This is a genomic window from Streptomyces afghaniensis (genome assembly GCF_044327915.1).
Lineage (GTDB): Bacteria > Actinomycetota > Actinomycetes > Streptomycetales > Streptomycetaceae > Streptomyces > Streptomyces afghaniensis.
The window spans coordinates 788,296-808,066 of sequence record NZ_JBIRGJ010000002.1 but is presented as its reverse complement, the minus strand read 5'-3'; the positions used below and the strand labels follow the sequence as shown (position 1 = coordinate 808,066).

Annotated in this window: 20 protein-coding genes and 1 pseudogene; 8 read left to right on the top strand and 13 right to left on the bottom strand. The window is 67.4% G+C overall.

Translation table 11 applies throughout. From position 1 onward, the window contains the following. Nucleotides 1-179: 179 nt before the first annotated feature. A complete protein-coding gene (locus ACH4G3_RS09840; protein ID WP_354736386.1) occupies nt 180-482 on the bottom strand; it encodes a hypothetical protein in 303 nt (100 codons plus the stop codon). 228 nt (nt 483-710) lie between these two features. On the opposite strand from ACH4G3_RS09840, the gene ACH4G3_RS09835 reads away from it, so the two are divergent. The 4 genes from ACH4G3_RS09835 to ACH4G3_RS09820 all read left to right on the top strand — a co-directional run bounded on the left by ACH4G3_RS09835 (nt 711) and on the right by ACH4G3_RS09820 (nt 3,468). Beyond that, nucleotides 711-1,133 (top strand): Hsp20/alpha crystallin family protein, encoded by a 423-nt coding sequence (locus ACH4G3_RS09835; RefSeq protein ID WP_397623976.1) that lies wholly within the window; start codon nt 711-713, stop codon nt 1,131-1,133. Nucleotides 1,134-1,289: 156 nt separating this feature from the next. After that, nucleotides 1,290-1,787 carry a DUF2267 domain-containing protein gene (locus ACH4G3_RS09830; RefSeq protein ID WP_397623975.1) on the top strand — a complete coding sequence of 166 codons (498 nt, stop codon included), beginning with the start codon at nt 1,290-1,292 and terminating at the stop codon, nt 1,785-1,787. Nucleotides 1,788-1,919: 132 nt separating this feature from the next. Then, nucleotides 1,920-2,720, top strand: coding sequence for an alpha/beta fold hydrolase (locus ACH4G3_RS09825; protein WP_397623974.1), 801 nt, complete (start codon nt 1,920-1,922; stop codon nt 2,718-2,720). 241 nt (nt 2,721-2,961) lie between these two features. Next, a complete protein-coding gene (locus ACH4G3_RS09820) occupies nt 2,962-3,468 on the top strand; it encodes a DUF6624 domain-containing protein (protein WP_397623973.1) in 507 nt (168 codons plus the stop codon). A 71-nt stretch (nt 3,469-3,539) separates the two neighbouring features. On the opposite strand, the gene ACH4G3_RS09815 is transcribed toward ACH4G3_RS09820, so the two are convergent. Then, nucleotides 3,540-3,719, bottom strand: coding sequence for a DUF397 domain-containing protein (locus ACH4G3_RS09815; protein WP_397624105.1), 180 nt, complete (start codon nt 3,717-3,719; stop codon nt 3,540-3,542). 32 nt (nt 3,720-3,751) lie between these two features. Beyond that, nucleotides 3,752-4,600: a helix-turn-helix domain-containing protein gene (locus ACH4G3_RS09810; RefSeq protein ID WP_397623972.1), complete on the bottom strand. Its 849-nt coding sequence runs from the start codon at nt 4,598-4,600 to the stop codon at nt 3,752-3,754. Between the two features lie 216 nt (nt 4,601-4,816). Between ACH4G3_RS09810 and ACH4G3_RS09805 the strand changes: the two genes are divergently transcribed. Continuing rightward, a complete protein-coding gene (locus ACH4G3_RS09805; RefSeq protein WP_397624104.1) occupies nt 4,817-5,506 on the top strand; it encodes an ATP-binding protein in 690 nt (229 codons plus the stop codon). Here the strand turns inward: ACH4G3_RS09805 and ACH4G3_RS09800 are convergent. From ACH4G3_RS09800 to ACH4G3_RS09770, 7 genes and pseudogenes are all read right to left on the bottom strand, one after another. Then, a pseudogene (locus tag ACH4G3_RS09800) lies at nt 5,495-6,156 on the bottom strand (HAD family hydrolase). The gene ACH4G3_RS09805 and the pseudogene ACH4G3_RS09800 overlap by 12 nt on opposite strands. Nucleotides 6,157-6,207: 51 nt before the next feature. Next, entirely contained in the window at nt 6,208-7,176 is a 969-nt protein-coding gene (locus tag ACH4G3_RS09795) for a hypothetical protein (RefSeq protein ID WP_397623971.1), read from the bottom strand. Nucleotides 7,177-7,206: 30 nt separating this feature from the next. Next, on the bottom strand, nt 7,207-8,190 hold the full coding sequence (locus ACH4G3_RS09790) for an SRA domain-containing endonuclease (RefSeq protein WP_397623970.1): 984 nt from the start codon (nt 8,188-8,190) through the stop codon (nt 7,207-7,209). A 41-nt stretch (nt 8,191-8,231) separates the two neighbouring features. Continuing rightward, nucleotides 8,232-11,378 carry a DEAD/DEAH box helicase gene (locus tag ACH4G3_RS09785; protein WP_397623969.1) on the bottom strand — a complete coding sequence of 1,049 codons (3,147 nt, stop codon included), beginning with the start codon at nt 11,376-11,378 and terminating at the stop codon, nt 8,232-8,234. A 118-nt stretch (nt 11,379-11,496) separates the two neighbouring features. Further along, on the bottom strand, nt 11,497-11,955 hold the full coding sequence (locus ACH4G3_RS09780) for a DUF3592 domain-containing protein (RefSeq protein WP_397623968.1): 459 nt from the start codon (nt 11,953-11,955) through the stop codon (nt 11,497-11,499). Between the two features lie 111 nt (nt 11,956-12,066). Further along, the gene (locus tag ACH4G3_RS09775) at nt 12,067-13,083 is read right to left on the bottom strand and encodes an SEC-C domain-containing protein (protein ID WP_397623967.1); all 1,017 of its coding nucleotides are present in this window, start codon (nt 13,081-13,083) and stop codon (nt 12,067-12,069) included. 130 nt (nt 13,084-13,213) lie between these two features. After that, complete coding sequence (locus ACH4G3_RS09770; RefSeq protein WP_397623966.1) at nt 13,214-14,689, bottom strand: glycoside hydrolase; 1,476 nt, start codon at nt 14,687-14,689, stop codon at nt 13,214-13,216. Nucleotides 14,690-14,929: 240 nt separating this feature from the next. On the opposite strand from ACH4G3_RS09770, the gene ACH4G3_RS09765 reads away from it, so the two are divergent. The 3 genes from ACH4G3_RS09765 to ACH4G3_RS09755 all read left to right on the top strand — a co-directional run bounded on the left by ACH4G3_RS09765 (nt 14,930) and on the right by ACH4G3_RS09755 (nt 17,088). After that, a complete protein-coding gene (locus tag ACH4G3_RS09765; RefSeq protein ID WP_397623965.1) occupies nt 14,930-15,259 on the top strand; it encodes a DUF6412 domain-containing protein in 330 nt (109 codons plus the stop codon). A gap of 90 nt (nt 15,260-15,349) precedes the next feature. After that, a complete protein-coding gene (locus ACH4G3_RS09760; RefSeq protein ID WP_397623964.1) occupies nt 15,350-16,060 on the top strand; it encodes a YidC/Oxa1 family membrane protein insertase in 711 nt (236 codons plus the stop codon). Nucleotides 16,061-16,230: 170 nt separating this feature from the next. Next, the gene (locus tag ACH4G3_RS09755; protein ID WP_397623963.1) at nt 16,231-17,088 is read left to right on the top strand and encodes a fumarylacetoacetate hydrolase family protein; all 858 of its coding nucleotides are present in this window, start codon (nt 16,231-16,233) and stop codon (nt 17,086-17,088) included. 77 nt (nt 17,089-17,165) lie between these two features. On the opposite strand, the gene ACH4G3_RS09750 is transcribed toward ACH4G3_RS09755, so the two are convergent. The 3 genes from ACH4G3_RS09750 to ACH4G3_RS09740 all read right to left on the bottom strand — a co-directional run bounded on the left by ACH4G3_RS09750 (nt 17,166) and on the right by ACH4G3_RS09740 (nt 19,721). Continuing rightward, complete coding sequence (locus ACH4G3_RS09750) at nt 17,166-18,032, bottom strand: LLM class F420-dependent oxidoreductase (protein WP_397623962.1); 867 nt, start codon at nt 18,030-18,032, stop codon at nt 17,166-17,168. Between the two features lie 103 nt (nt 18,033-18,135). Further along, complete coding sequence (locus ACH4G3_RS09745) at nt 18,136-18,657, bottom strand: heme-degrading domain-containing protein (RefSeq protein ID WP_397617703.1); 522 nt, start codon at nt 18,655-18,657, stop codon at nt 18,136-18,138. Then, a complete protein-coding gene (locus ACH4G3_RS09740; RefSeq protein ID WP_397623961.1) occupies nt 18,654-19,721 on the bottom strand; it encodes a Gfo/Idh/MocA family protein in 1,068 nt (355 codons plus the stop codon). Before ACH4G3_RS09740 ends, ACH4G3_RS09745 begins: the two co-directional genes overlap by 4 nt. Between the last annotated feature and the right edge of the window lie 50 nt (nt 19,722-19,771).

The following is a 19,771-nucleotide window of genomic DNA, read 5'->3' as shown; positions in this document are numbered from 1 at the left end:
GCGCTATAGTTGATCTGCATCCGGTCGCCGGAACTCCGGCAGACGGACGATGCGTTGGTGGTCCAAGGAAAGACGTCCCGCTTCCTGCGGGGAGATGCAGGTGCAAGGCCTGCCCGGCGCTCCAAACGAGAACCCCGGCCCTGGGTTTCAGGGCCGGGGTTCTTCGCTGTGCGCTCTGCTCAACCGCGCCGGTCGGCAACCACCCAGGACGCCACGGCCACGGCCCCCGCCACTCCGAACACGGCAGGCCAGGCACCCACCTTCCTGGCCAGCGGATGAGATCCGGCGAAGGCGGCGACATACGCGGCCGACAACGCCCCCGCGGCCACCCCGCCGGCCTGCTGCCGCCACTGCCGCGCGGCCGCGGCCCCGGCGACAGCGAGCACGGCCCCGCCCAGCGGCCGCTGCCTGGTCCAGCGGGCCACGCCGTATCCGCCCACGAGACCGCTCGCGGCGATCACTGCACTGGGAACCTTCGCCATCCCTGCCTCCTGCTTCTGCTCTGTTCGTACTGCTCCTGCCCCGCTCGCGATCATCGAGGCTAGCTCCCCAGGTCAGGGGCGCACGCGCCGGGGCGCATGAAGGCGCGTTCCCCGAGGGCACGCGAACATGAGTCGAGGCTTGTCAAGTTTCCCGCTCCGAGTTATATAAGAAGACGAAAGAACGTAGGGCATCGCACGGACAGCGCCTGAAGAGAGGAGTGACCAGTGATGCTCATGCGCACGGACCCCTTCCGTGAACTCGACCGGCTCACCCAGCAGGTTCTCGGCCCCGCCACGCGCCCGACGGCGATGGCGATGGATGCCTACCGCTCCGGGGACGAGTTCCTCGTCCACTTCGACCTCCCCGGCATCGACCCCGAGACGATCGAGCTGGACGTCGAACGCAACGTCCTGAACGTCCGAGCCGAACGCAGGTCCCCGGCTCCCGAGGACGCGGAGCTGCTCGTCGCCGAACGGCCCACGGGCACCTTCACCCGCCAGCTCTTCCTCGGCGAGACGCTGGACACGGAGCGCATCGATGCCTCGTACGAGGCCGGCGTCCTGACCCTGCGCATCCCGGTGGCCGAGCAGGCCAAGCCGCGCCGCATCCAGATCACGGGCGGCGACAAGCCGAAGCAGCTGAGCGGCTGACGGCACGGCACTCACGTACCCACGCAACCCACGAGGGCTGTCCCGAGGACGTCCCACCCACGGGACAGCCCGCCCCCCTCAACTCCCCCCCCCGCGCCGCCGGACTACCCGGTCCGGCGGCGCCACGCAGCACCGGATCAGGAGGAAGACCCACACATGAGCGTGACGACGGTGCCCAGTGTGACGACTGCTCTCACGGCCCGGAAGACCCTGATCCCCGCCCCGCCGCGCGACCACCGCACCCGAGGCGACGACAGCGCCTGGACCCGACTGATCGAAGCGGTACGGGAATCGGGGCAGTACCCCACCAGGTCGGAGGCGGAGCGAGTCACCCGTATCGTCCTGTCCGCCCTCGGCGGTCACGTGATCGGCGACGAACGGGTCGACCTCGCCCGCGCCCTGCCCGAGGAGGCCGCCAGGGTGGTCGCCTCCCAGATCCCGGCCACGCGCCGGCTGACCGCCGCCGAGTTCGTCGACTCCGTCGCGGCCCGTATCGAGGGAGCGACCCCCGCCACGGCCCGCTGGGACGTCAGCTCGGTCCTGAGCGTGCTGCCGCCCCTGGTCGGCGACGACCTGATCACCCGCATCCTGGCCCAGCTCCCCGCCGGCTACGCCCTCCTGTTCGGCCGCGCGGACCTGAGCCCGGCGTCGTAGGCTCCGGAACGGCGTACGACGCCGCGTAGGACATCCGGTACGACGCCGCGTAGAACATCCGGTACGACGGTCACCGCCGAGGCGGGCGGCGGCCGTCGGCCGGATGGCCGAGCCACCGTCAGGAGCCGCCACTTGACCCGCACGAGGTCCGCAACCCTCACCACGCCCGACGGCACGCACCTCGCCCACACGGACCATCACCCCGCCGCCGGGGAACCCGCGGCCACGTTCCTCCTCCTGCACGGCCTGGCAGGCCACCAGGGCGAGTGGGACACCCTCGCCGCGCAGCTGTCGGCCGACGGCCACCGCGTGGTGACGTACGACGCCCGAGGCCACGGCGCCAGCGCCCGCACACCGGCGACCACGACCCGCGCGGCCCACGTCCAGGACGCCGTAACCCTGATCGAGGAACTGGACCTGGCCCCCGTCACCCTGCTGGGCCAGTCCCTGGGCGGCCACACGGCCCTGCTCCTGGCAGCGGCCCACCCCCACCTGGTGAAGTCCCTGATCCTGATCGAAGCGGGCCCGGCCGGCCCGTCCCCGGACCTCCCCGCACAGATCGCGACCTGGCTGGACAGCTGGCCGACACCCTTCAAGTCCTTCGACGAGGCGGAGGCCTTCCTGGGCCACGAGGCCTGGGCGAGGGGCCTGGAGAAACGGGAAGACGGCTGGTACCCGAGGTGGGACCGCACCACGATCGTCAACACGGTCGCTGAACTGGCCACCACCGCCTACTGGCCCGAATGGTCCCGGACCACCTGCCCCACCCTCCTGATCCAGGGCGAACACGGCACCATGCGCCCCGACGAACCGGCCACGATGCTCACCCACCGCCCGCACACCCAGCACACCCGCATCCCCGACGCGTCCCACGACGTCCACCTGGACCAGCCGGACCGCCTCTACGAGGCGATCAGGACGTTCATCGCCTGACCCCGGCCCCGATCTCACCTGGGCGGCAGCGGAACCTTCCCCCAACGAGTTCCGCGTCGAACGGGGAGAACCGGAGCGGGTGGAGGGCTGACTCCGGGTCGTTTCGGCTCCAGCGGTAGATCCATTATCGCCGCAGGCGGAGCCGCCTGTCACCGTTCCCCAGAATGATCTTTACACCCGATATGCGCCCCTACGCTTGCGAGGACAGGAACAACCCCCCTCACAGGACCGGGAGTTGAGAGTGGCGCACGACGTTGCCGCGCTGGCGGAGGAACTCACGACCATGGCTGCGGCCGATCACCAGTCCGCGGTCCACGCGAACAGCGATGACCCCGCCGAGCAGCTGGCATGGCGCCGGCTGACCGCACGGCACGGTGACCGGCTCAGCGAGATCATGGACGAGTACGGCTGGCCGACGGCGGACCTGGTCGGCGAGGAGGCCGCCCGCGCGGCATGGCTGATCGCCCAGCACGCCGACCGGCAACTCGACGTCCAGCGCCGCGCCCTCCACCTCATGCAACAGGCAGTGTCGGCAGGCTCGGCCGGCCCCCGCGAGCTGGCCTTCCTCCGCGACCGCACGCTGGTCAACGAGGGCCGCAAGCAGATCTACGGCACACAGATCGCCGGCGTGAAGGACGGATCACCGATTCCGTGGCCCTGCGAGGAGCCCGAGCGCATGAACGAACTCCGCGCGGAGGTCGGCATCGAGCCCTTCGACGAGTACGTTGCCAAGTTCTCGACGACCTGACGCCGCTCGCGTCGTGAACTCCGACGCACCATCCGTGCCCAACCGGCCCCACCAACTCACCGGCAACCCCGTTAGCGAACCGCCCCGTCGCGCTTCACGGTCTGGACGAACGAGCGCCAAGCATCGCTTCCCACCATCATCACACCCGCTCCCGCGGCCTTTGAGTCGCGGACGAGGGCCCCGCCGCGAGTGAACGCGCACTCGACGCACTCGCCCCCCGCGCCGTTGCTGTAGGACGACGTGAACCACACCGGACGGCCGCTTCCGCCGGAAGCTTCTATTGTCACCTTGCGTAATCCTTCAAGATCGACTCGATCAACAGGGCCGAGCGCTGAGGACTCAAGGCCGCGGCCCGGAGGCCGTCGAACGCCCTCGTGTACTCACGGACATGATGCTCGCCCTCCAAGTACATGGCATCGGTGATGCCGTCTCGATACACGAGGTCCGGATCTTCCGGGGCCGGGAAACCCAGCATGGTGAACGAACCCGTGGCCGGATAGGTCCCCGAGTCGAATGGGAGCACCTGCAAGGTCACGGTCGGCAGATCGGCCGTCTCCAGGATCCGTTCCATCTGCTCGCGCATCAGAGCGTGGTCCCCCATGACGTGGCGCAGGGCACCCTCGTTCACGATGAACCAGGCGTCGGGAGCATCCGGTCGTCGCAACATGGCCTGGCGCTCCATACGTACCTGCACCGCCTTGGTGATGTCCTCGGCCGACATGTGTGCGCCGGACTTGTGGAGCTCGGACGCGTACACCTCGGTCTGCATGAGGCCGGGTACGACCTCGCACTGGTACTGGCGGAAGGTCGAGGCGTCCTGTTCGAGGCCGATGTAGATGTTGAACCACTCGGGCACGCCGGCGCCGTGAACCTGCCACCAGCCGCGCACTTTTGCCTGCCTGGCCAGCGATTTGAGGAACTCGCGCAGTTCGTCGCTCGTGCCGTAGAAGCGGCACAGAGCATCGATGTCCGACGGCTGGATACGCCCGCTGCCCGTCTCCATCCGATTGACCTTGGAGCCGCTCCAGTCCAGGGCCGAACCGACCTGGGCGCAGGTGAGTGTGCTCTGCTCGCGGAGCTTCTTCAGCTCGATCGAGAGGCGCCGACGGCGTGCCGTGGGTGAACCGGCCATCTCAACCCTCTTTCCATTAGCGGGCGTTCAGTCTCGCGCCAAGGGGTGTGCTTGCCAATCACACGGAAGTGGGAATCCCGTCGTGCACATTGCACAAAGGGATGCGCTGCCAGCACAGTGGTCGACAGCACAACTCAAAGTGATCGTTCGTGACGCTGCGCTGCCGGTGTGGTGTCGACCGCGACGAGAGGGGTCCGCGTGAGCCAGGAAGCGTGCATGTCGCGCAAGCCGTGGGAACTTGCCTTCACTGCCGAAGCCGTGGAGGTGGCTGCCCTACGCCGGATCATGCGACTGCACCTAGGCATGTGGGGGTTGCAGGACATCACCGACGAGGCTCAGCTGTGCGTCAGTGAGCTGGTGTCCAACGTCATCACGCATGTTGGACACGGCACCCCCGCGACGCTGGCTGTCTCCGTCAGGGGCACGCACCTGCGCATCGAGGTGCATGATCCCGACACCCGGGCCCTGCCCGTCCTCCGGGACCCGGGCACGGAATCCCTGGAGGGGAGAGGCATGGCGCTCGTGGACGCCGTAGCCGATCGCTGGGGTGTGCTGCTGCACCCGGACCGGAAGGTCACATGGTGCGAGTTGGCCACCAAACTCACCGCCCCCAACGGGCACGTGGAAGCTCCCAGCGTCATGCGGGCCGAGGCCCTGCTCAGCCTCTACGCCGCTGCTACGCCGTCGCCGTGCAGAACGGATATGGGCAGGTTGGCCTCTGCCATTGCGGAGGAGACGGTGATCGCGGCGATCACCGACCTCCTTCACTGGCTCCAGGCCCACGGCCGCGACGCGGACGACACGCTCGACCGGGCACAGATGCGATTCGAGGCCGATTGCGCCCCACACATGCAGCGTGAACGTCTCAGGCCCGGCGCGACTGGTCTACGACAATCAGCGCGCTGACACGTCGAACTCGCGCACTCGGCCGCTTAGTTCCAGCAGCCCTTCGATGCGGAAAGTTGGCAGCTCCAATGCCTCGGCGCTGTTCCACTGGATGGTGGCCCACGGCCCGCGATGCACAAGCGCTGTGTGCATACCCGCCTGCCCGGCCGGCCTGATGTCGTTGTCGCACCGGTCACCGACGTACAGGATCTCGCCGACCTCGAACGGCGCGGCGTCGGCCACCCGCTTGAAGAACTCGGGGTCGGGCTTGCTGGCGCCCCAGTCGTCGGACGTACCGATCAGGTCGACGTCGTCGGAGAACAGCGCCCGCAAGATACCCCGGCGCGTACGGTCTGGTTGCCGGCGATACCGAGCCACAGCCCCTCAGCCCGGAGCTGCCGGAGAGCTGGTCGGACGTCCTCGTACAGATCTTCTTCCCCAAAGCTCTCCGGCTGCCCGGCAGCGGCCCGCTTCTCCCGCTCCTCGTAGATATCGAAGCCGGGCCGGAACTCCTGGAAGGTCTCCCGATAGTCGCGGCCTTGGGCGATCACAGCCCCGAACATTGCGTGGAAGGTATGCCGCGGCACACCCAGCCAGTCGGCCCAAGTGCCGTACTCTCGGCTCTCGTCCACGAGGCACTCACCGACGTCGAAGACTACTGCGCGAATCATGTGAGAAAGACTATCCAAGGGCCGACAACGACTCGGCTGGGCTCAGGCTCGCTACGCGGTGGAGATTTCGGAGGCTGAGGGAAGGTTGAAGTAGGGTTCGGGCCACTCGACGGAGCCGTCTGCGTCCGCTTGGGCCACGTGCTGTAGAAGCAGTGCCGTGGGGTCCTCTATGTTGCGGTTATCGTCACCGACCAATAGGGGATCCGTGCTGGATATCGACGGGTAGTCGATGCCTAGTAGTTTGCATATGTGCTCGAAATCTTCGTTCTTGTTTCCGTCGCCGAGGCTTTCGTGGAGGTAGTCGCGTAGGCGTGAACAGATGTCGAGCATCGCATTACCGCTGTCCGTCACGCTGTATAGCCCCCCTTGCAGGCTGTCGCTTTTCAAAAAGCCTATGATGAAGAGCCGTTCCGTTTCGAACTGGAGAGCGTTCAGGTTGACGTCCAGCGCCTTGGCTGTATGTCGATGGTTTCGATAACCCTCCTTCTTGACGTGCGACAAGATCTCAAGTGGAAGGCCGGGGCGCCTCGAGGACGCGAAACGGGTCACATCCGCAGAGGTGAGGCCCCCTAAGGCTACTTGGAGGAGGAGGTCCTTGGTGATCTCCTCCTCCAAGAGGTTGTGGACGGTTCTACGGGACTTTTCGTCGTCCGCATCGAAGTCCGCCGGCACCCAGAAGACCCGCAGGCGGGACAAACTTTCGGGCATGGTTCGGAGGTAGTCCTGAGTAACCTCGGCGAGGCGCGAACGATTGCGGCTTTCGTGACGAGCAATGTATACAGCCGCCGCGATGTCCTCCTCATGGAGGAGGGTTCTGAGGTCCTTGTCGATTCCGTCTCCACCATGCCCCCAGAGGGTTTGCCCTGAGATCACCTTTGACCAATCCTTCTTCAGGTCGCAGGAGAAGTCAAAGCGCTTCCGCTGGCCCTCTGTGTAGCCAAATAGTCTGGATTTCGAAGCGCTCTCCATGATGTCGAGGGCTGCTTTTGACAGGAAGACATGCTCATCTGACTCTGCCATGGGTGCTCCAAGGATGTGTGCCGGGTGCTCCTACTTGGCTGAACATCTCGTATAGCCATGCGTTTGCTGGTAGACGAGGTCGATTCCCTCCGTATGGAGAAGATCCAGCAAGTCATCCTGTGGCTTCTCCGGAAGCAGTACGGTCAGCTTGGGGTCGTGCGGCTTAACGTGCCGTACGAAGTCCTTCAGTTGACCTATGGCTATGTGGACTTCATCGCGACTACTGGCGCCCCTTATTGCATACAGTTCATGCATGGTGGCGTCGTATAGATCGGTTTTGAGTGTCTTGGTCGTACCTGAAATCTTGATTTGGTACGCGAAGACCTTATGCTCACGCTTGGTGAGATCCTCGAGGTACTGCTCCCGTAACGCAGATTGGCGCAGGTCGGCTATGAGGCTCGGCTGAGCAGCCCGCCTGCTCTCTAAGGCTCGTTTCCTCTTCGGTTCCACCATTTTGCATGTGACTATCGTGGCGGAAACCTTTTGGGTGTCGGTTTCTTGCGCGCGAGAGATGACATCCTGGGTGAGGCGTTCAAAATCTCCCTTAGGGCGGAGGCGGAATACGATGATGCGACGCCGCTTCCCCTCCTCGTCGTTCGCCTCGCGCACGATGTACGGCTGCTGCGAGTCCAACTCGAACTCGCCCACGTATCGCTGGCGCTTGGCGGCAGATTTTGAGCCAGGCACCTTGCCAGCTGCCATGAAGACACGCAGGGACCTTCCTGCGTCCGCGTGGCACAGGACGGCAGCGTTGCGAGAGCCGTTCAGCCCCAGAAACGTTTGCTCTCCACGAGTGCCCTGGCCGGTGTACTCGAACACCGGCCCGCGCTCGTCCTCTTCCTCTAGCCAGCCGTCCTCATAGCCGTACTTCTTGCCGCTGTCATGATCTACGTAGATGAGGATGTTTGGGGTGGTGTTGGAGGGGATGATCCCTCCCTGTGTTCCTCCGCCGAACAGTTCCTGCATCGCAGCGCGCGTGGTCATCAGCCCGGGCTTGATCGAAGCTAAGTCCATGATCTGACGTTAGCTGACCACTCTGACATCGAACGTGGGCACTAACTTGCGTTGATGGCTGCGTACGACCAGACATCGGCTGGCAGCTCGTGCTCCAGGCGCCATGTGATCGCCATCGGCTTGCTGCCCGTGTGGCCTTCGTAGGTGGCGGGGCCGAGGAGCATCCAGGGCTGAGACTTACCGATGTCGGTGTTCTTGTACCGGCGCATGAAGAGCAGGACATGGCTGCCCCGCTGGGCGTGGTGCTGGTAGCGCAGTCCTGTTGGGGAGCTTTCGGCCGTGGAGTTCTGCGACTCCCAATGGAAGAGGGTCTGGCTCAGGGCGTAGTCCTTGTATCGGACAGTGGGGGAGAAGTCCTTCTCGTTCTTCTCCAAGGTGATCAGGAGGGCGTCTGTCTGGAGGTCCTCGACCCACTGGACGCCCTGTGCGAAGGACCTGGGCATCTGGCCGCCGAAGCGTGCTACCCCGAGAGCCGCCAGGATCTCAGAACGGTTATAGGAGCAGTGGACCTGCAGAGGGACCTGGTCGTGGGTGCCCGATAGGGGGATCGGGAAGTGGTCCGCCTGTTCCATGACGTAGGAAAGGACCTGGCGGAGCTCATCGCGGACGTTTCGTTGATCGCGGAGTGCATCGAGGCCTTGCTGGAAGCTGGTGAAACCGCCCGCGTTGTCCCACAGGTTGAAGAAGAGCATCCGGGCGTACGCCTGGTCCGTGGGGTCCAGTTCCTCGTAGGCGGGTACGTCGTCGGCGAGGAGGCGGATGTATGCGTTCGCGCGATCAGGGTCATCGACGTGCAGGAAGGCATGGACGCGCTTGAGGAGCGCCGACTCGCCAGCCGGAGCAGCCGCTTTTATCAGACCGGCTCGGCGAAGGACAGACGTCCAGGAGTTGTCGCTCTTGTACAGCTCTTTGATCTCCCTGCGGCTCTCCCGCAGGTAGTCCGCTAGCTGCGGCGTGTCATAGGCCTTGACTTCGTTGACCAGCGTCTTGACGGTAGCGCTCAACTGGGTCCGGATGTTGCCCAGCACCAGGTCCTTGGCCTTGCCCTCCAAAATGATCTGGCATCCGGAGGGCAGGAGCGGAAAGTCGTGCTCGATGTGATCGACGAGCCTGTTCCTGGAGAGGTTCGTCAGAGCTCGGAACTGCTCTTCGAAGCGGAACTCCGCCCGATGCTGTCCGATGAAGTCGAGGACCGTGAGCACGGGCTTCGTCTCAGTACGCCGTAGTCCACGTCCCAGTTGCTGGAGGAAAACCGTGGCGCTGTTGGTGGGGCGCAGGAGCAGGAGTGTGTCGACATCGGGAATGTCGAGGCCCTCATTGAACAGGTCCACAGAGAAGATGACTTGCAACTTACCCGCTCGCAGGTCGGCGAGTGCTTGTGCTCGTACTGCGGCAGGGGAGTCGCTGGTGAGTGCGGTTGCTTGGAAGCCGGCCTTTTGGAAGAAGTCGGCCATGAAGCGTGCGTGCTTCTTGTCCACGCAGAAGCCCAGCGCACGCATGGCTCCCGGCTGGGAGACCTTGTCTCGGATCTGCTTAACGACGATGCGGGCACGCGCCTCGTTGCCCGTGTAGAGGTTCCCGAGCTCCTGGTCCGTGTAGGTACCCCTCTGCCAGGTGAGGTTCGTCAGGTCTGTGCCATCGGGGATACCGAAGTAGTGGAAGGGACATAGCAGGTCATTCTCAAGGGCCTCCCAGAGTCGCATCTCGGCGGCGATGCGGCCCTCGAAGAACTCATCCTGCACGTTGAGCCCGTCCATCCGCTCGGGCGTCGCGGTCAGGCCGAGTAGTTCCTTGGGCTTGAAGTGGTCGATGACGCGGCGATAGGTGCCGGCCGTGGCGTGATGGAACTCGTCGATGACGATGATGTCGAAGTGGTCGGGAGCCAGCTCTTCAAGTCGCTGGATGTTCAGCGACTGGACGCTCGCAAAGACGTGGTCCCAGGCTTGCGGTTCCTCACCGCTGTAGAGCAACTCGCCGAATGAGGCGTCGTCCAGCACCTCTCGGTAGGTACGCAGAGACTGCTTGAGGATCTCCTTGCGGTGGGCGACGAACAGCAGCTTTGGACGGTGGTTATTGAAGCTCTTGGAGAGGCTTCGGTAGTCCAGGGCGGCCATGACGGTCTTACCTGTACCGGTGGCGGCGACCAGCAGGTTGCGGTTGCGTCCGCGGAGCTCGCGCTCTACTCGTAGGCGTTCCAGCATGTCCTGCTGGTAGGGGAAGGGGCGGACCTCCAGCCCGGACAGGTTGATCTTCAAGTCAGTGGTAGAGGTGGTGCCGCTCGCTTGGGTCAGGGCTTGATCGAGGCGGTCGGCGTGGTGATCGGGGTCGTACGTCTCGAACGCGGAGTCGTTCCAGTACGCGTCGAAGGTCGCCTCGAACTTGTTGAGTACGGCCGGTGTGGCGATGGAGGAGAGACGGACGTTCCACTCCAAGCCGTCGAGGAGCGCAGCTTTTGAGAGGTTCGAGCTGCCGACGTATGCGGTGTCAAAGCCTGTGTCCCGTCGGAAAAGCCAAGCTTTTGCATGCAGTCGAGTGGATCGAATCTCGTAGTTCACCTTGACGGTAGCGCCGAAGTCACGGACGAGACGATCGAGTGCGTGGCGGTCAGTGGCGCCGATGTAGGTGGTCGTGATGACTCGGATCGGCACGCCCCGCTCCTTCGCGGCACGCAATGAGTCTTCCAGGACACGAATGCCGTACCACTTCACGAACGCGCAGAGCAGGTCGATGCGGTCTGCCGTAGCGAGCTCTGCCCTCAACTCGGTGCCGAGACTGAGGTCGTCGGGGGAGTTTGTGATGAGCGATGTCTCGGACAAGGGAGTCAGAGGGCGAAGGGCGTAGACGCCTGGTGCCTCTTGCTGAGCGAGTGCCAGGAGCTGCCGAGGACCCTCGACGATTCTGTTTGGGCTTTCAGCTTCGCTCGGGTTGGGTGCGCTGGCGGCAAGGGCCGAGAGGATCCGGTTCGCGACCGTCACGCGGTCTTCGGGCGGAAGCTCGCTCAGGCGTTGATGGACGGCTTCACCGATGTAGCGTGCCAGCACGTGCGGGGCGGACTCGGGTGTGACTTCAGCGTCGATTGCCTTCCAGCCTGCGGCCGTGAATTTCTCCAACTCGCCGTGCAGGTCGTGGGTGATTAGCTTCTCGTAGACCCCCGCGATCGGCTTCGATGCGCCCCCCTGCTCTGCCACGCTGCTCCCCTGATCCCTCGTGCTTCTCGTACACGACCACCCGTGCCGATGGATCTGTTCTAACAGCAATCACTGTCACTAGAGGGGCTGTCTCGAAAGAGGACCAGCTGTGCTGGCGTCACCAGAACGTGCCCGCTCCCATCCCCAACCCGAGCAGCACGCAAGAGACCCCCCAAGCCAGATGTGCCCCCGCCGAGTACGACACGTTCGCCGGCCTTCCGTCCTTCTGGTGTACGACCACCACCCGGCGTGGGTCCCTCGGGTCGTAGCGGAGGACGACCGGGACTCCGGCGTGGAGAGGGTGCTGCTCGTGGTTGAGGGGGGTGCGGCGGTACGTCTGGTCGGCCGGGGCGTTGGGGCGGTCGACCGGTGGGGCTTTGTAGCGGACCTGGGGCGGGTGGAGGGTGGGGCCCTCTCGGCGGGGGCCCCGGGCCACCTCGCCCCTGGTGCGGATGCCCCGGACGCCGAGGCGGGAGAGGGCTCGGCGCTGGCGTTGGGCTATGCGTAGGTTCCAGATGCCGAAGGCCGTCATGGCAGCGGCCATGATGAGTGCGATCGTGAGCCAGGGCTGGTCCACGTGACGTTCCCCCCGGAGTCGACGTCAGTCGTCTGTCGTCCGGGAAGACGGGGGTCGTGTCGTGGCAGTTCCCGGGTCGTCCGTGGTGGGCCGGAGGACCCCGTGCCCGTGTCAGGCTGTGCGTCCGTGGCAGGCGCCGTACGTCTGTCCCGAGCCGCACCAGCAAGGTGAACCCTGCTGGGGTGGCCACGACACCGCTCGGCCCCGGGCCGCCAGGGTCGTCGCGTACTGGGGGAGCAGGGTCGCGTCCGACGGGGAGGAGAGTTCCGAGGCTGCGAAGGCCTCGTAGGACGGGACCGTGCCGGTGACGATGCCCAGGTTCGGGGTGCCGGAGGACGCGAGTTCCCGCAGGGCGGACTCTATGGTCGCGAGGTGGGTCTCGTGGGAGGGGTACTCCGAGGTCAGGGTCGGGTACGCCTCCAGGAGTTCCGAGAGTTCCGTCGCCGGCCAGTGGAGGATCGCTACCGGGAAGGGGCGCGAGAGGGCCTCCCGGTAGGCGCCCAGTTCGGCTCGGAGGCGGGTGATCTCCGCCTCCAGTTCCGCCGGGTTCTCCGAGCCCAGAGACCAGACACGCTTGGGATCGTGGAGTTCGTCCAGGGTGATCGGGAGGGAGTGGACCGTGTCCGCCAGCGCGTCCCACTCGTCGTGGGACTTGCCCAGCATGCGGCGGATCCTGTGGCGGCCGAAGAGGAGGGGGTGGGTCGGCTGCGGGGGTTCCGGTACGTCGGTCAGGAGGAGGCGGACGGCCGCCGTGAACGTGTCGTGCGCCGCTTCCAGCTCGTCGTGGGCCTCCAGGGCCTCGGCGACGATCACCCAGGGGGCCGGGTCCCGCGGGGACGCCACCCGGATGCCCTCGATGATCGCCCTGGCCTCGGCCTCGTGGCCGTACTCCCAGAGGTTCGACGCCTTGAGCGCCCGTACCAGGTGGGGGTTCTCCAGGCCGTCCGTGGCGGACAGCAGACGGTCGTAGAGGGCTGTGGCCGTGGAGCGGTCGCCGGCGAGTTCCAGGTGGGCCGCGGCGCGCAGCAGCAGGGCCTCGGCGTCCTCGGGATACAGGCCGGCGGTCCGCTCCAGGCGTGCCGCCTCGGCGGTGTGGTCGACGTTTTCGGCAGGCGTGTCGGGGCGCATGGGGGACACCGTACTGCCGGGAGGTGACGAGCGTGAGAGATGCGCAGGCCAGACCGCTGGCCTGCGCGGGTTCCCCATGCTCGCCACCCCGGCTCTACAGTTCGCCCCGAACCGCCGCCATACCGTCGGCTTACAGGGTCACTCCGTCGATCTGGAGCGTTTGGACCGACTTCGCCGCGAAGGGGACGCTCACCGATTTTCCGTTGAGGCGGATGTCCGAGCGGGGGGTGTAGAGGTCGCCGCCGCCCGTCGTCACCGTGTTCCAGCGGGGCACCGCGCCGTTCGTGCCGCCCGTCACCGTCGAGAAGCGGGAGAGGTCGAAGGTGAGGGTCTGGGCGGATGTGGACGTGTTCACCGCGACGATCACCAGGCGGCGGGCCGACGCCGAGTACGCCGCGACGGCGTAGCTCACGCCCGTGTCCAGGATCGTCATGCCGGGGCGGATGTGGCGGCTGAACTGGGCCAGCACGTAGTGCTTCGTCTGGACCGTGGTCGGCTGGAGGGTGTTCGCGTCGTAGGCGATCATCGCCCAGCCCGTCGACGGGTCCATGACCTGCCAGTAGCACCATGCCGTGGGGTGCAGCCAGCGGAAGTCGTAGCAGAGGTTCGACGCCATGGTCAGGCCCGTGCCGTCGCTGTCGCCCGTCTCGGAGTTCCACAGCTTCTTGCGGGAGGTCGTCACCACGTCGGTGTAGAGGAGGTCGCGGCGGCCGCCCGAGCCCTGGTAGCCGTGCACGTTGACCTGGGAGACCAGGGCCTTGGTGGACGAGTCGAACGACGCCCACGTGGAGCGGGCCGTGTCGTAGTTCGTCTCGTCCGAGGCCGCGATGCGCAGGCCCGTCAGGCCGCGTTTGTCCAACTCGCTGCGCATGTACGGGAGTACGGCCGCCTGGACCGCGGGGTCCATGTGGCAGCCCTCCTGCGTGCCGGTCGCGGTCCACCAGGTGGAGGCCGGCTCGTTGAAGGGGTCTACCGTCGCGAAGTTCACGCCCCAGTTGTCGCGGGCGTACAGGGCCGTCGCCGCCAGGTGGGAGGCGTGCTGGCGGTAGTTCCAGGTCTGGAGGTTGTTGCCGCCGCCCGCCGCGCCCGAGGGGTTGTGGTTGCTGCACATCCACCACATCGGCGAGTTGGCGAACAGCTCGGTGATCGCGCCCCGCTGGGTCGCCTTCACCAGCATCGCGCGCTGGTTGGCGTCCGCCGACCACTTCCAGGCCGAGGAGGCGGGGTCCTCGTTGTTCCAGTCCTGCCAGAAGCCCTCGATCTGCTTGAAGGCGGGGATGTTCGGCGACTCGACCATGGTCTCGCCGCCGACGCTGTTCCAGCTGCACGCGCCCAGGTTGTAGCGGGCGATGTTCAGGCCCAGGCCGGGGAGCGACCTGCCGTTGTACGTCACCGACTTGGTGGTGAAGAAGAGGTCCGCGAAGTCGTCCCGGGCGCCGAAGACGTTGGCCCACCAGGCGAGGGAGGTGCCCCAGCCCTCCCAGGTGCCGTACGTCGTCGAGGGGTTGACGGCGATCGTGGCGTCCGCGTGCGCGGTTCCTGTCGCCAGGGCGCTGCCGAGGAACGTACCGCCTGCTGCGGTCAGCAGGGTTCTGCGTCGTATCACGGCTCCTCCGTAGGGGAAATCGGGGCAGGCGCCGGTCCCCCCGGCCCGGCGTCGCGGGTTGGCCCGTTCATGGCATCGAGAAGCATCAGGTGTGGCGGGTGTGTTGTCGAGAGTTGTGACGAACCTTTCTAAAACCCGTGTACGAAGTCTCGGACGTGATCGGTGGAGCGATCCTGTATAACGAACAGAGCGAAGCGAACGGGTAGTCGAGCGAGCGAGCGTTCGAGAGGAGGGCGGCCGATGGTCCGGAGTTGGGCGAGTCTGCGTCCCGCTCTCGTGCTGCTCTTCCTGGTCCTGGAAGTGGCGCTGCTGGACACCGGCAGCCTCTACGCCACCGTCGCGCTCGTCGCGCTCGCCGCGACCGCCGCGACCGCCGCGGCCTCCGCCGCCCTCGCGGTCTGCGCCGTCGTCGCCTCGCGCTGCGCGCCCGTCGTGCCGCGCACCCGGGTGCGTACGGCCATCCGCGATCGTGACCTCCGTACGGCCTTCCTGCCGCAACGCGATCCCGACGCCCGGGGGCGCACCCGGCCCCGGGCACCCGGACACGCCCTCCGGGCGACCGTCGCGTAGGGACTCCACCGCTTTCCCGGTGACCCCGCGCGGGTCGTCATGCCGCCATGTCCCACTCCCGGCACGACGAGACCCCCGGAGGGCTCACCCATGTCCGTCTTCGCCACCCTGGTCGAGCGACTCGCCGACCTCCTCCAGCCGTTGTTCGGCGCCTCCGCGGCCGCCGCCGCGATCGTCCTGTTCACCGCGCTCGTACGACTCCTCGTCCACCCCCTGTCCCGGGCCGCCGCGCGCGGCCAGAAGGCCCGCACCGCGCTCCAGCCGAAGATCGCCGAGCTGCGGAAGAAGCACGGGAAGAACCCCGAGAAGCTCCAGAAGGCCGTGCTGGAGCTGCACGCCGAGGAGAAGGTGTCGCCGCTGGCCGGCTGTCTGCCCGGGCTGCTCCAGGTGCCCGCGTTCTTCCTGCTCTACCACCTGTTCTCCAGCGACACGATCGGCGGCCGGGCCAACGCGCTGCTCGGCCACGAGCTGTTCGCGGCGCCGCTGAGCGGGCGGTGGGCGGACGCGCTCGGGTCGGGCGGTCCGCTCGGTGGTCCGGGGCTCGTCTACGCCGGGTTGTTCGTGGTCGTCGCCGGGGTCGCCGTGTTCAGCTACCGCCTCAGCAAGCGGATGATGGCCGCGAGCCCGGCCCTCCCGGCTGGTGAGCAGCAGGTGGCGGGGCTCGGGGCGGTGACCAAGGTGATGCCGTTCATGTCCTTCTTCACGCTCGTCACCGTGGCCGTCGTACCGCTGGCCGCCGCGCTGTACGTCGTGACCAGCACGACGTGGAGTGTCGTCGAGCGCGCTGTTCTGTACCGGTAGCCGGTAGCCGGTGGCCGCCGGCCGGACCCGTACGTGACGGTCCAGTACGTGAACTGGGTATTGCGGAGTGGACTCCCAGCTTGGAGGATCGACCAGTCCTCCGATGGCTGCCCCGCCGCAACCGGGTCGTATGCCTCCGGCGGGCGCCCGCGATCGAGGGAGACGTGATCATGAAGCTGCTGCGAGTCGGTACGGCCGGGGCCGAGCGGCCCGCACTGCTCGACGCCGACGGGACCCTGCGGGACCTGTCGGGCGTCGTGCCGGACATCGACGGGGCGTTGCTCGCGGACGACGCGGCGCTCGACCGCGTCCGTGCCGCCGCCGGCGCCGGTGAGCTGCCCGTACTGGACGCCACCGGGCTGCGGATCGGGCCGCCGCTGGGACGGATCGGCAAGATCGTCTGCATTGGGCTGAACTACCACGACCACGCCCGCGAGACGGGAGCCGAGCCGCCCGGCGAGCCGGTCCTCTTCATGAAGGCGCCGGACACCGTGGTCGGGCCGAACGACACGGTGCTCGTGCCCCGCGCGTCCCGCAAGACCGACTGGGAGGTCGAGCTGGCCGTCGTCATCGGGCGTACGGCCAGGTACCTGGGGTCCGCCGAGGAAGGGCTCGCGCATGTCGCCGGGTACGCGGTGGCGCACGACGTGTCCGAGCGGGAGTTCCAGATCGAGCGGGGCGGGACCTGGGACAAGGGCAAGAACTGCGAGACGTTCAATCCGCTGGGGCCGTGGCTGGTGACGGCGGACGAGGTGCCGGATCCGCAGCGGCTGTCGTTGCGGCTGTGGGTCAACGGTGAGCTGAAGCAGGACGGGACGACGGCTGAGCAGATCTTCCCGGTGGGGGAGGTCGTGCGGTATCTCAGTCAGTTCATGACGCTGTACCCCGGTGATGTGATCAACACGGGGACGCCGGCGGGGGTGGCGCTGGGGGCGCCCGAGCCGAAGCCGTTCCTGCGGGCCGGGGATGTCGTGGAGCTGGAGATCGAGGGGCTGGGGCGGCAGCGGCAGGAGTTCAAGGACGCCTGAGGGGCGGGGAGCTGCGGATCGTTCGCGACTGCGGGTCCGTCGTGGTTGTTCGCGCAGTTCCCCGCGCCCCTGAAGGGTCAGCCCAGCAGCGCTGCCAGGTCGCGCCAGGCCTTCCTCGGGAGGGAGTCCCGCGGCTCGCCGTCCAGGACCTGGAGGGCGAGGTGGTCGGCTCCTGCCTCGAAGAAGGCGTCGGCCTTGGCGCGGATCGCGGTCTCGTCGCCCCAGGCGAACAGGGCGTCGACCAGGCGGTCGCTGCCGCCGTCTGTCAGGTCGTCCTCGGTGAAGCCGTGCCGGAGGAAGTTGTTGGTGTAGTTCGGCAGCGGGAGGTAGATCGCGAGGAACTCGCGGGCCAGGGCGCGGGCGCGGGCCGGGTCCGTCTCCAGGACGACGCCCAGCTCCGGGGCCAGCAGCGGCGCCTCGCCCAGGATCTCGCGGGCGTGCGCGGTGTGCTCCGGGGTGACCAGGTACGGGATCGAGCCCGCCGCCCGGTCGCGGGCCAGCCGGAGCGACTTCGGGCCAAGGGCGGCCAGGAGGCGGCGGTCCGCCGGCACTCCGGCGGCGTCCAGGCCGTCGAGGTGGCCGACGAGGGCCGAGTAGGGGCGCGAGTACTGCTCCTCGCGCTTGGCGTGGCTCACGCCGAGGCCCAGCAGGAAACGCCCGGGGTGGGTCGACTCCAGCTCCGCGAAGGCCGTGGCGGCGGCGTCCGGCTCGTGCTGCCAGATGCTCTGGATGCTGGTGCCGAACGCGAGCTTCGAGGTCGCCTCGATCAGCGGGGCGGCGTTGGCGGCGGAGCTGTTGCCGCCCAGCCAGACGGCGCCGTAGCCGAGTTCCTCCAGTTCCGCGGCGGCCTCGGCGAGTTCGCCGCGCCGGTCCGGGTCCTCCGAGCGCAGGCCTACGCTCCAGATGCCGTACCGGCCGACGGTTTCCTTCAGAGCGGTGGTCATCGGTTGGGATCCCTCCGGTTGGGCGCCATGTTTGATCACGCGTACGGCAGTGCCAACCGGAGGGGGCCGCCGATGATTCCAACAGGCCCTGATCCCAAGGCTCCTAGCGGTCCAGGAACCGCTCCAGGGCCTCCACCACGAACCGGTGGTCCTGGAGCTGAGGCAGCCCGGAGACCGTCACCGCGCCGATCACGCCGGCGCCCTCGACGGTGATCGGGAAGGAACCGCCGTGTGCCGCGTACGTATCGGGGTCGAGGCGCGACGACTCCTCGAACGTCGTGCCCTTGGCGCGGAAGCGGGCGCCCACCAGGTAGGAGGCGGAGCCGTAGCGCTCCACCACCCGGCGCTTGCGGGCGATCCACGCGTCGTTGTCGGGCGTGGAGCCGGGCAGCGCCGCGTGGAAGAGCTGCTGGCCGGCGCGGTGGATGTCGATCGCGACCGGGGCCTGCCGCTCCCGGGCCATGCCGACGAGGAGCGAGCCGAGCTCCCAGGCGTCGTCGTGGGTGAACTGGCGGAACACCAGGCGGCGTTCCTCCTTCTCCAGCTCCTCCAGGCTCGGGGTGAGCTCCGGGTGGAACTTCGGGGTGAGCTCCTGGCTGTGCGAAGGGTTGCTCTTGTGGGTCACAGGGTCACCGTCACCTTCTCGCGGGCCGAACGACGGGCGGCTTCCAGTACGTCCAGGGCGGCGGCCGCCTCCAGGGCGGTCACCGGGTTCGGGGCCCCTTCCAGCAGGGCCTTCGCCACGGCCGCATAGTAAGCGGGGTAGTCGCCCGGGAGGGTGGGTTCGGGCCGGCCGCCTCCCGTGACCGGGGACTCGCCGGAGCCCACGCGGCCCCACAGCGACTCGGGCTCCGCGCCCCAGCCGGGCCCTGGGCGGTGGCCTTCGCGCAGGGCCGCCTCCTGGGGGTCGAGGCCGTACTTGACGTAGCCCGCGGCGGAGCCGAGGACGCGGAAGCGGGGGCCGAGCTGGGCGGTCGTCGCGGAGACGTAGAGGTGGGAGCGGACGCCGCTCGTGTGCGTGATCGCGATGAACGTGTCGTCGTCCGTCTCGGCGCCCGGGCGGCGGATGTCCGACTCCGCGTACACGGCGGCAGCCGGGCCGAAGAGGACCAGCGCCTGGTCGACGACATGACTGCCGAGGTCGTACAGCAGACCTCCGATCTCTGCGGGGTCGCCGGACTCCCGCCAGCCGCCCTTCGGCTTCGGACGCCAGCGCTCGAAGCGGGATTCGAAACGCCAGACGTCGCCCAACTCGCCCTCGGACAGCAGCTTGCGCAGGGTGAGGAAGTCGTTGTCCCAGCGGCGGTTCTGGAAGACGGAGAGGAGCAGGCCGCGCTCCTCGGCCAGGGCGGCCAGCTCCCGGGCCTCGGCCGCCGTGCCCGCGACGGGCTTGTCGACCACGACCGGCAGACCGGCCCGGAGGGCGGTGGTCGCGAGCGGCACGTGCGTCTTGTTCGGGGACGCGACGACGATCAGGTCCAGCTCGCCGGCCCGGTCGAACAGCTCGTCCGGGCCGGCGGCGAGGCGCACGTCCGGGAACTTGGCGCGGGCCTGCTGCTGCCGCTCGGGGTTCGAGGTGACCACCGTGTCGAGGACGAGGCCCTCGGTGGCGGCGATCAGCGGGGCGTGGAAGACGGAGCCGGCGAGGCCGTAGCCGACGAGGCCGACGCGGAGGGGTGTGCCAGTCATGGCACCACTTTCGCAACGCTGTTGCCAAAGTGCAAGCGCCGGGGACAATA

What these genes read in the sequence shown, in the direction of transcription:
- ACH4G3_RS09840 (WP_354736386.1), bottom strand. Translation starts at nt 482, where the DNA reads ATGGCGAAGGTTCCCAGTGCAGTGATCGCCGCGAGCGGTCTCGTGGGC.
- ACH4G3_RS09810 (WP_397623972.1), bottom strand. Translation starts at nt 4,600, where the DNA reads ATGGCCGGTTCACCCACGGCACGCCGTCGGCGCCTCTCGATCGAGCTG.
- ACH4G3_RS09755 (WP_397623963.1), top strand. Translation starts at nt 16,231, where the DNA reads ATGAAGCTGCTGCGAGTCGGTACGGCCGGGGCCGAGCGGCCCGCACTG.
- ACH4G3_RS09740 (WP_397623961.1), bottom strand. Translation starts at nt 19,721, where the DNA reads ATGACTGGCACACCCCTCCGCGTCGGCCTCGTCGGCTACGGCCTCGCC.
- ACH4G3_RS09805 (WP_397624104.1), top strand. Translation starts at nt 4,817, where the DNA reads ATGTCGCGCAAGCCGTGGGAACTTGCCTTCACTGCCGAAGCCGTGGAG.
- ACH4G3_RS09830 (WP_397623975.1), top strand. Translation starts at nt 1,290, where the DNA reads ATGAGCGTGACGACGGTGCCCAGTGTGACGACTGCTCTCACGGCCCGG.
- ACH4G3_RS09835 (WP_397623976.1), top strand. Translation starts at nt 711, where the DNA reads ATGCTCATGCGCACGGACCCCTTCCGTGAACTCGACCGGCTCACCCAG.
- ACH4G3_RS09760 (WP_397623964.1), top strand. Translation starts at nt 15,350, where the DNA reads ATGTCCGTCTTCGCCACCCTGGTCGAGCGACTCGCCGACCTCCTCCAG.
- ACH4G3_RS09790 (WP_397623970.1), bottom strand. Translation starts at nt 8,190, where the DNA reads ATGGACTTAGCTTCGATCAAGCCCGGGCTGATGACCACGCGCGCTGCG.
- ACH4G3_RS09795 (WP_397623971.1), bottom strand. Translation starts at nt 7,176, where the DNA reads ATGGCAGAGTCAGATGAGCATGTCTTCCTGTCAAAAGCAGCCCTCGAC.
- ACH4G3_RS09775 (WP_397623967.1), bottom strand. Translation starts at nt 13,083, where the DNA reads ATGCGCCCCGACACGCCTGCCGAAAACGTCGACCACACCGCCGAGGCG.
- ACH4G3_RS09750 (WP_397623962.1), bottom strand. Translation starts at nt 18,032, where the DNA reads ATGACCACCGCTCTGAAGGAAACCGTCGGCCGGTACGGCATCTGGAGC.
- ACH4G3_RS09765 (WP_397623965.1), top strand. Translation starts at nt 14,930, where the DNA reads ATGGTCCGGAGTTGGGCGAGTCTGCGTCCCGCTCTCGTGCTGCTCTTC.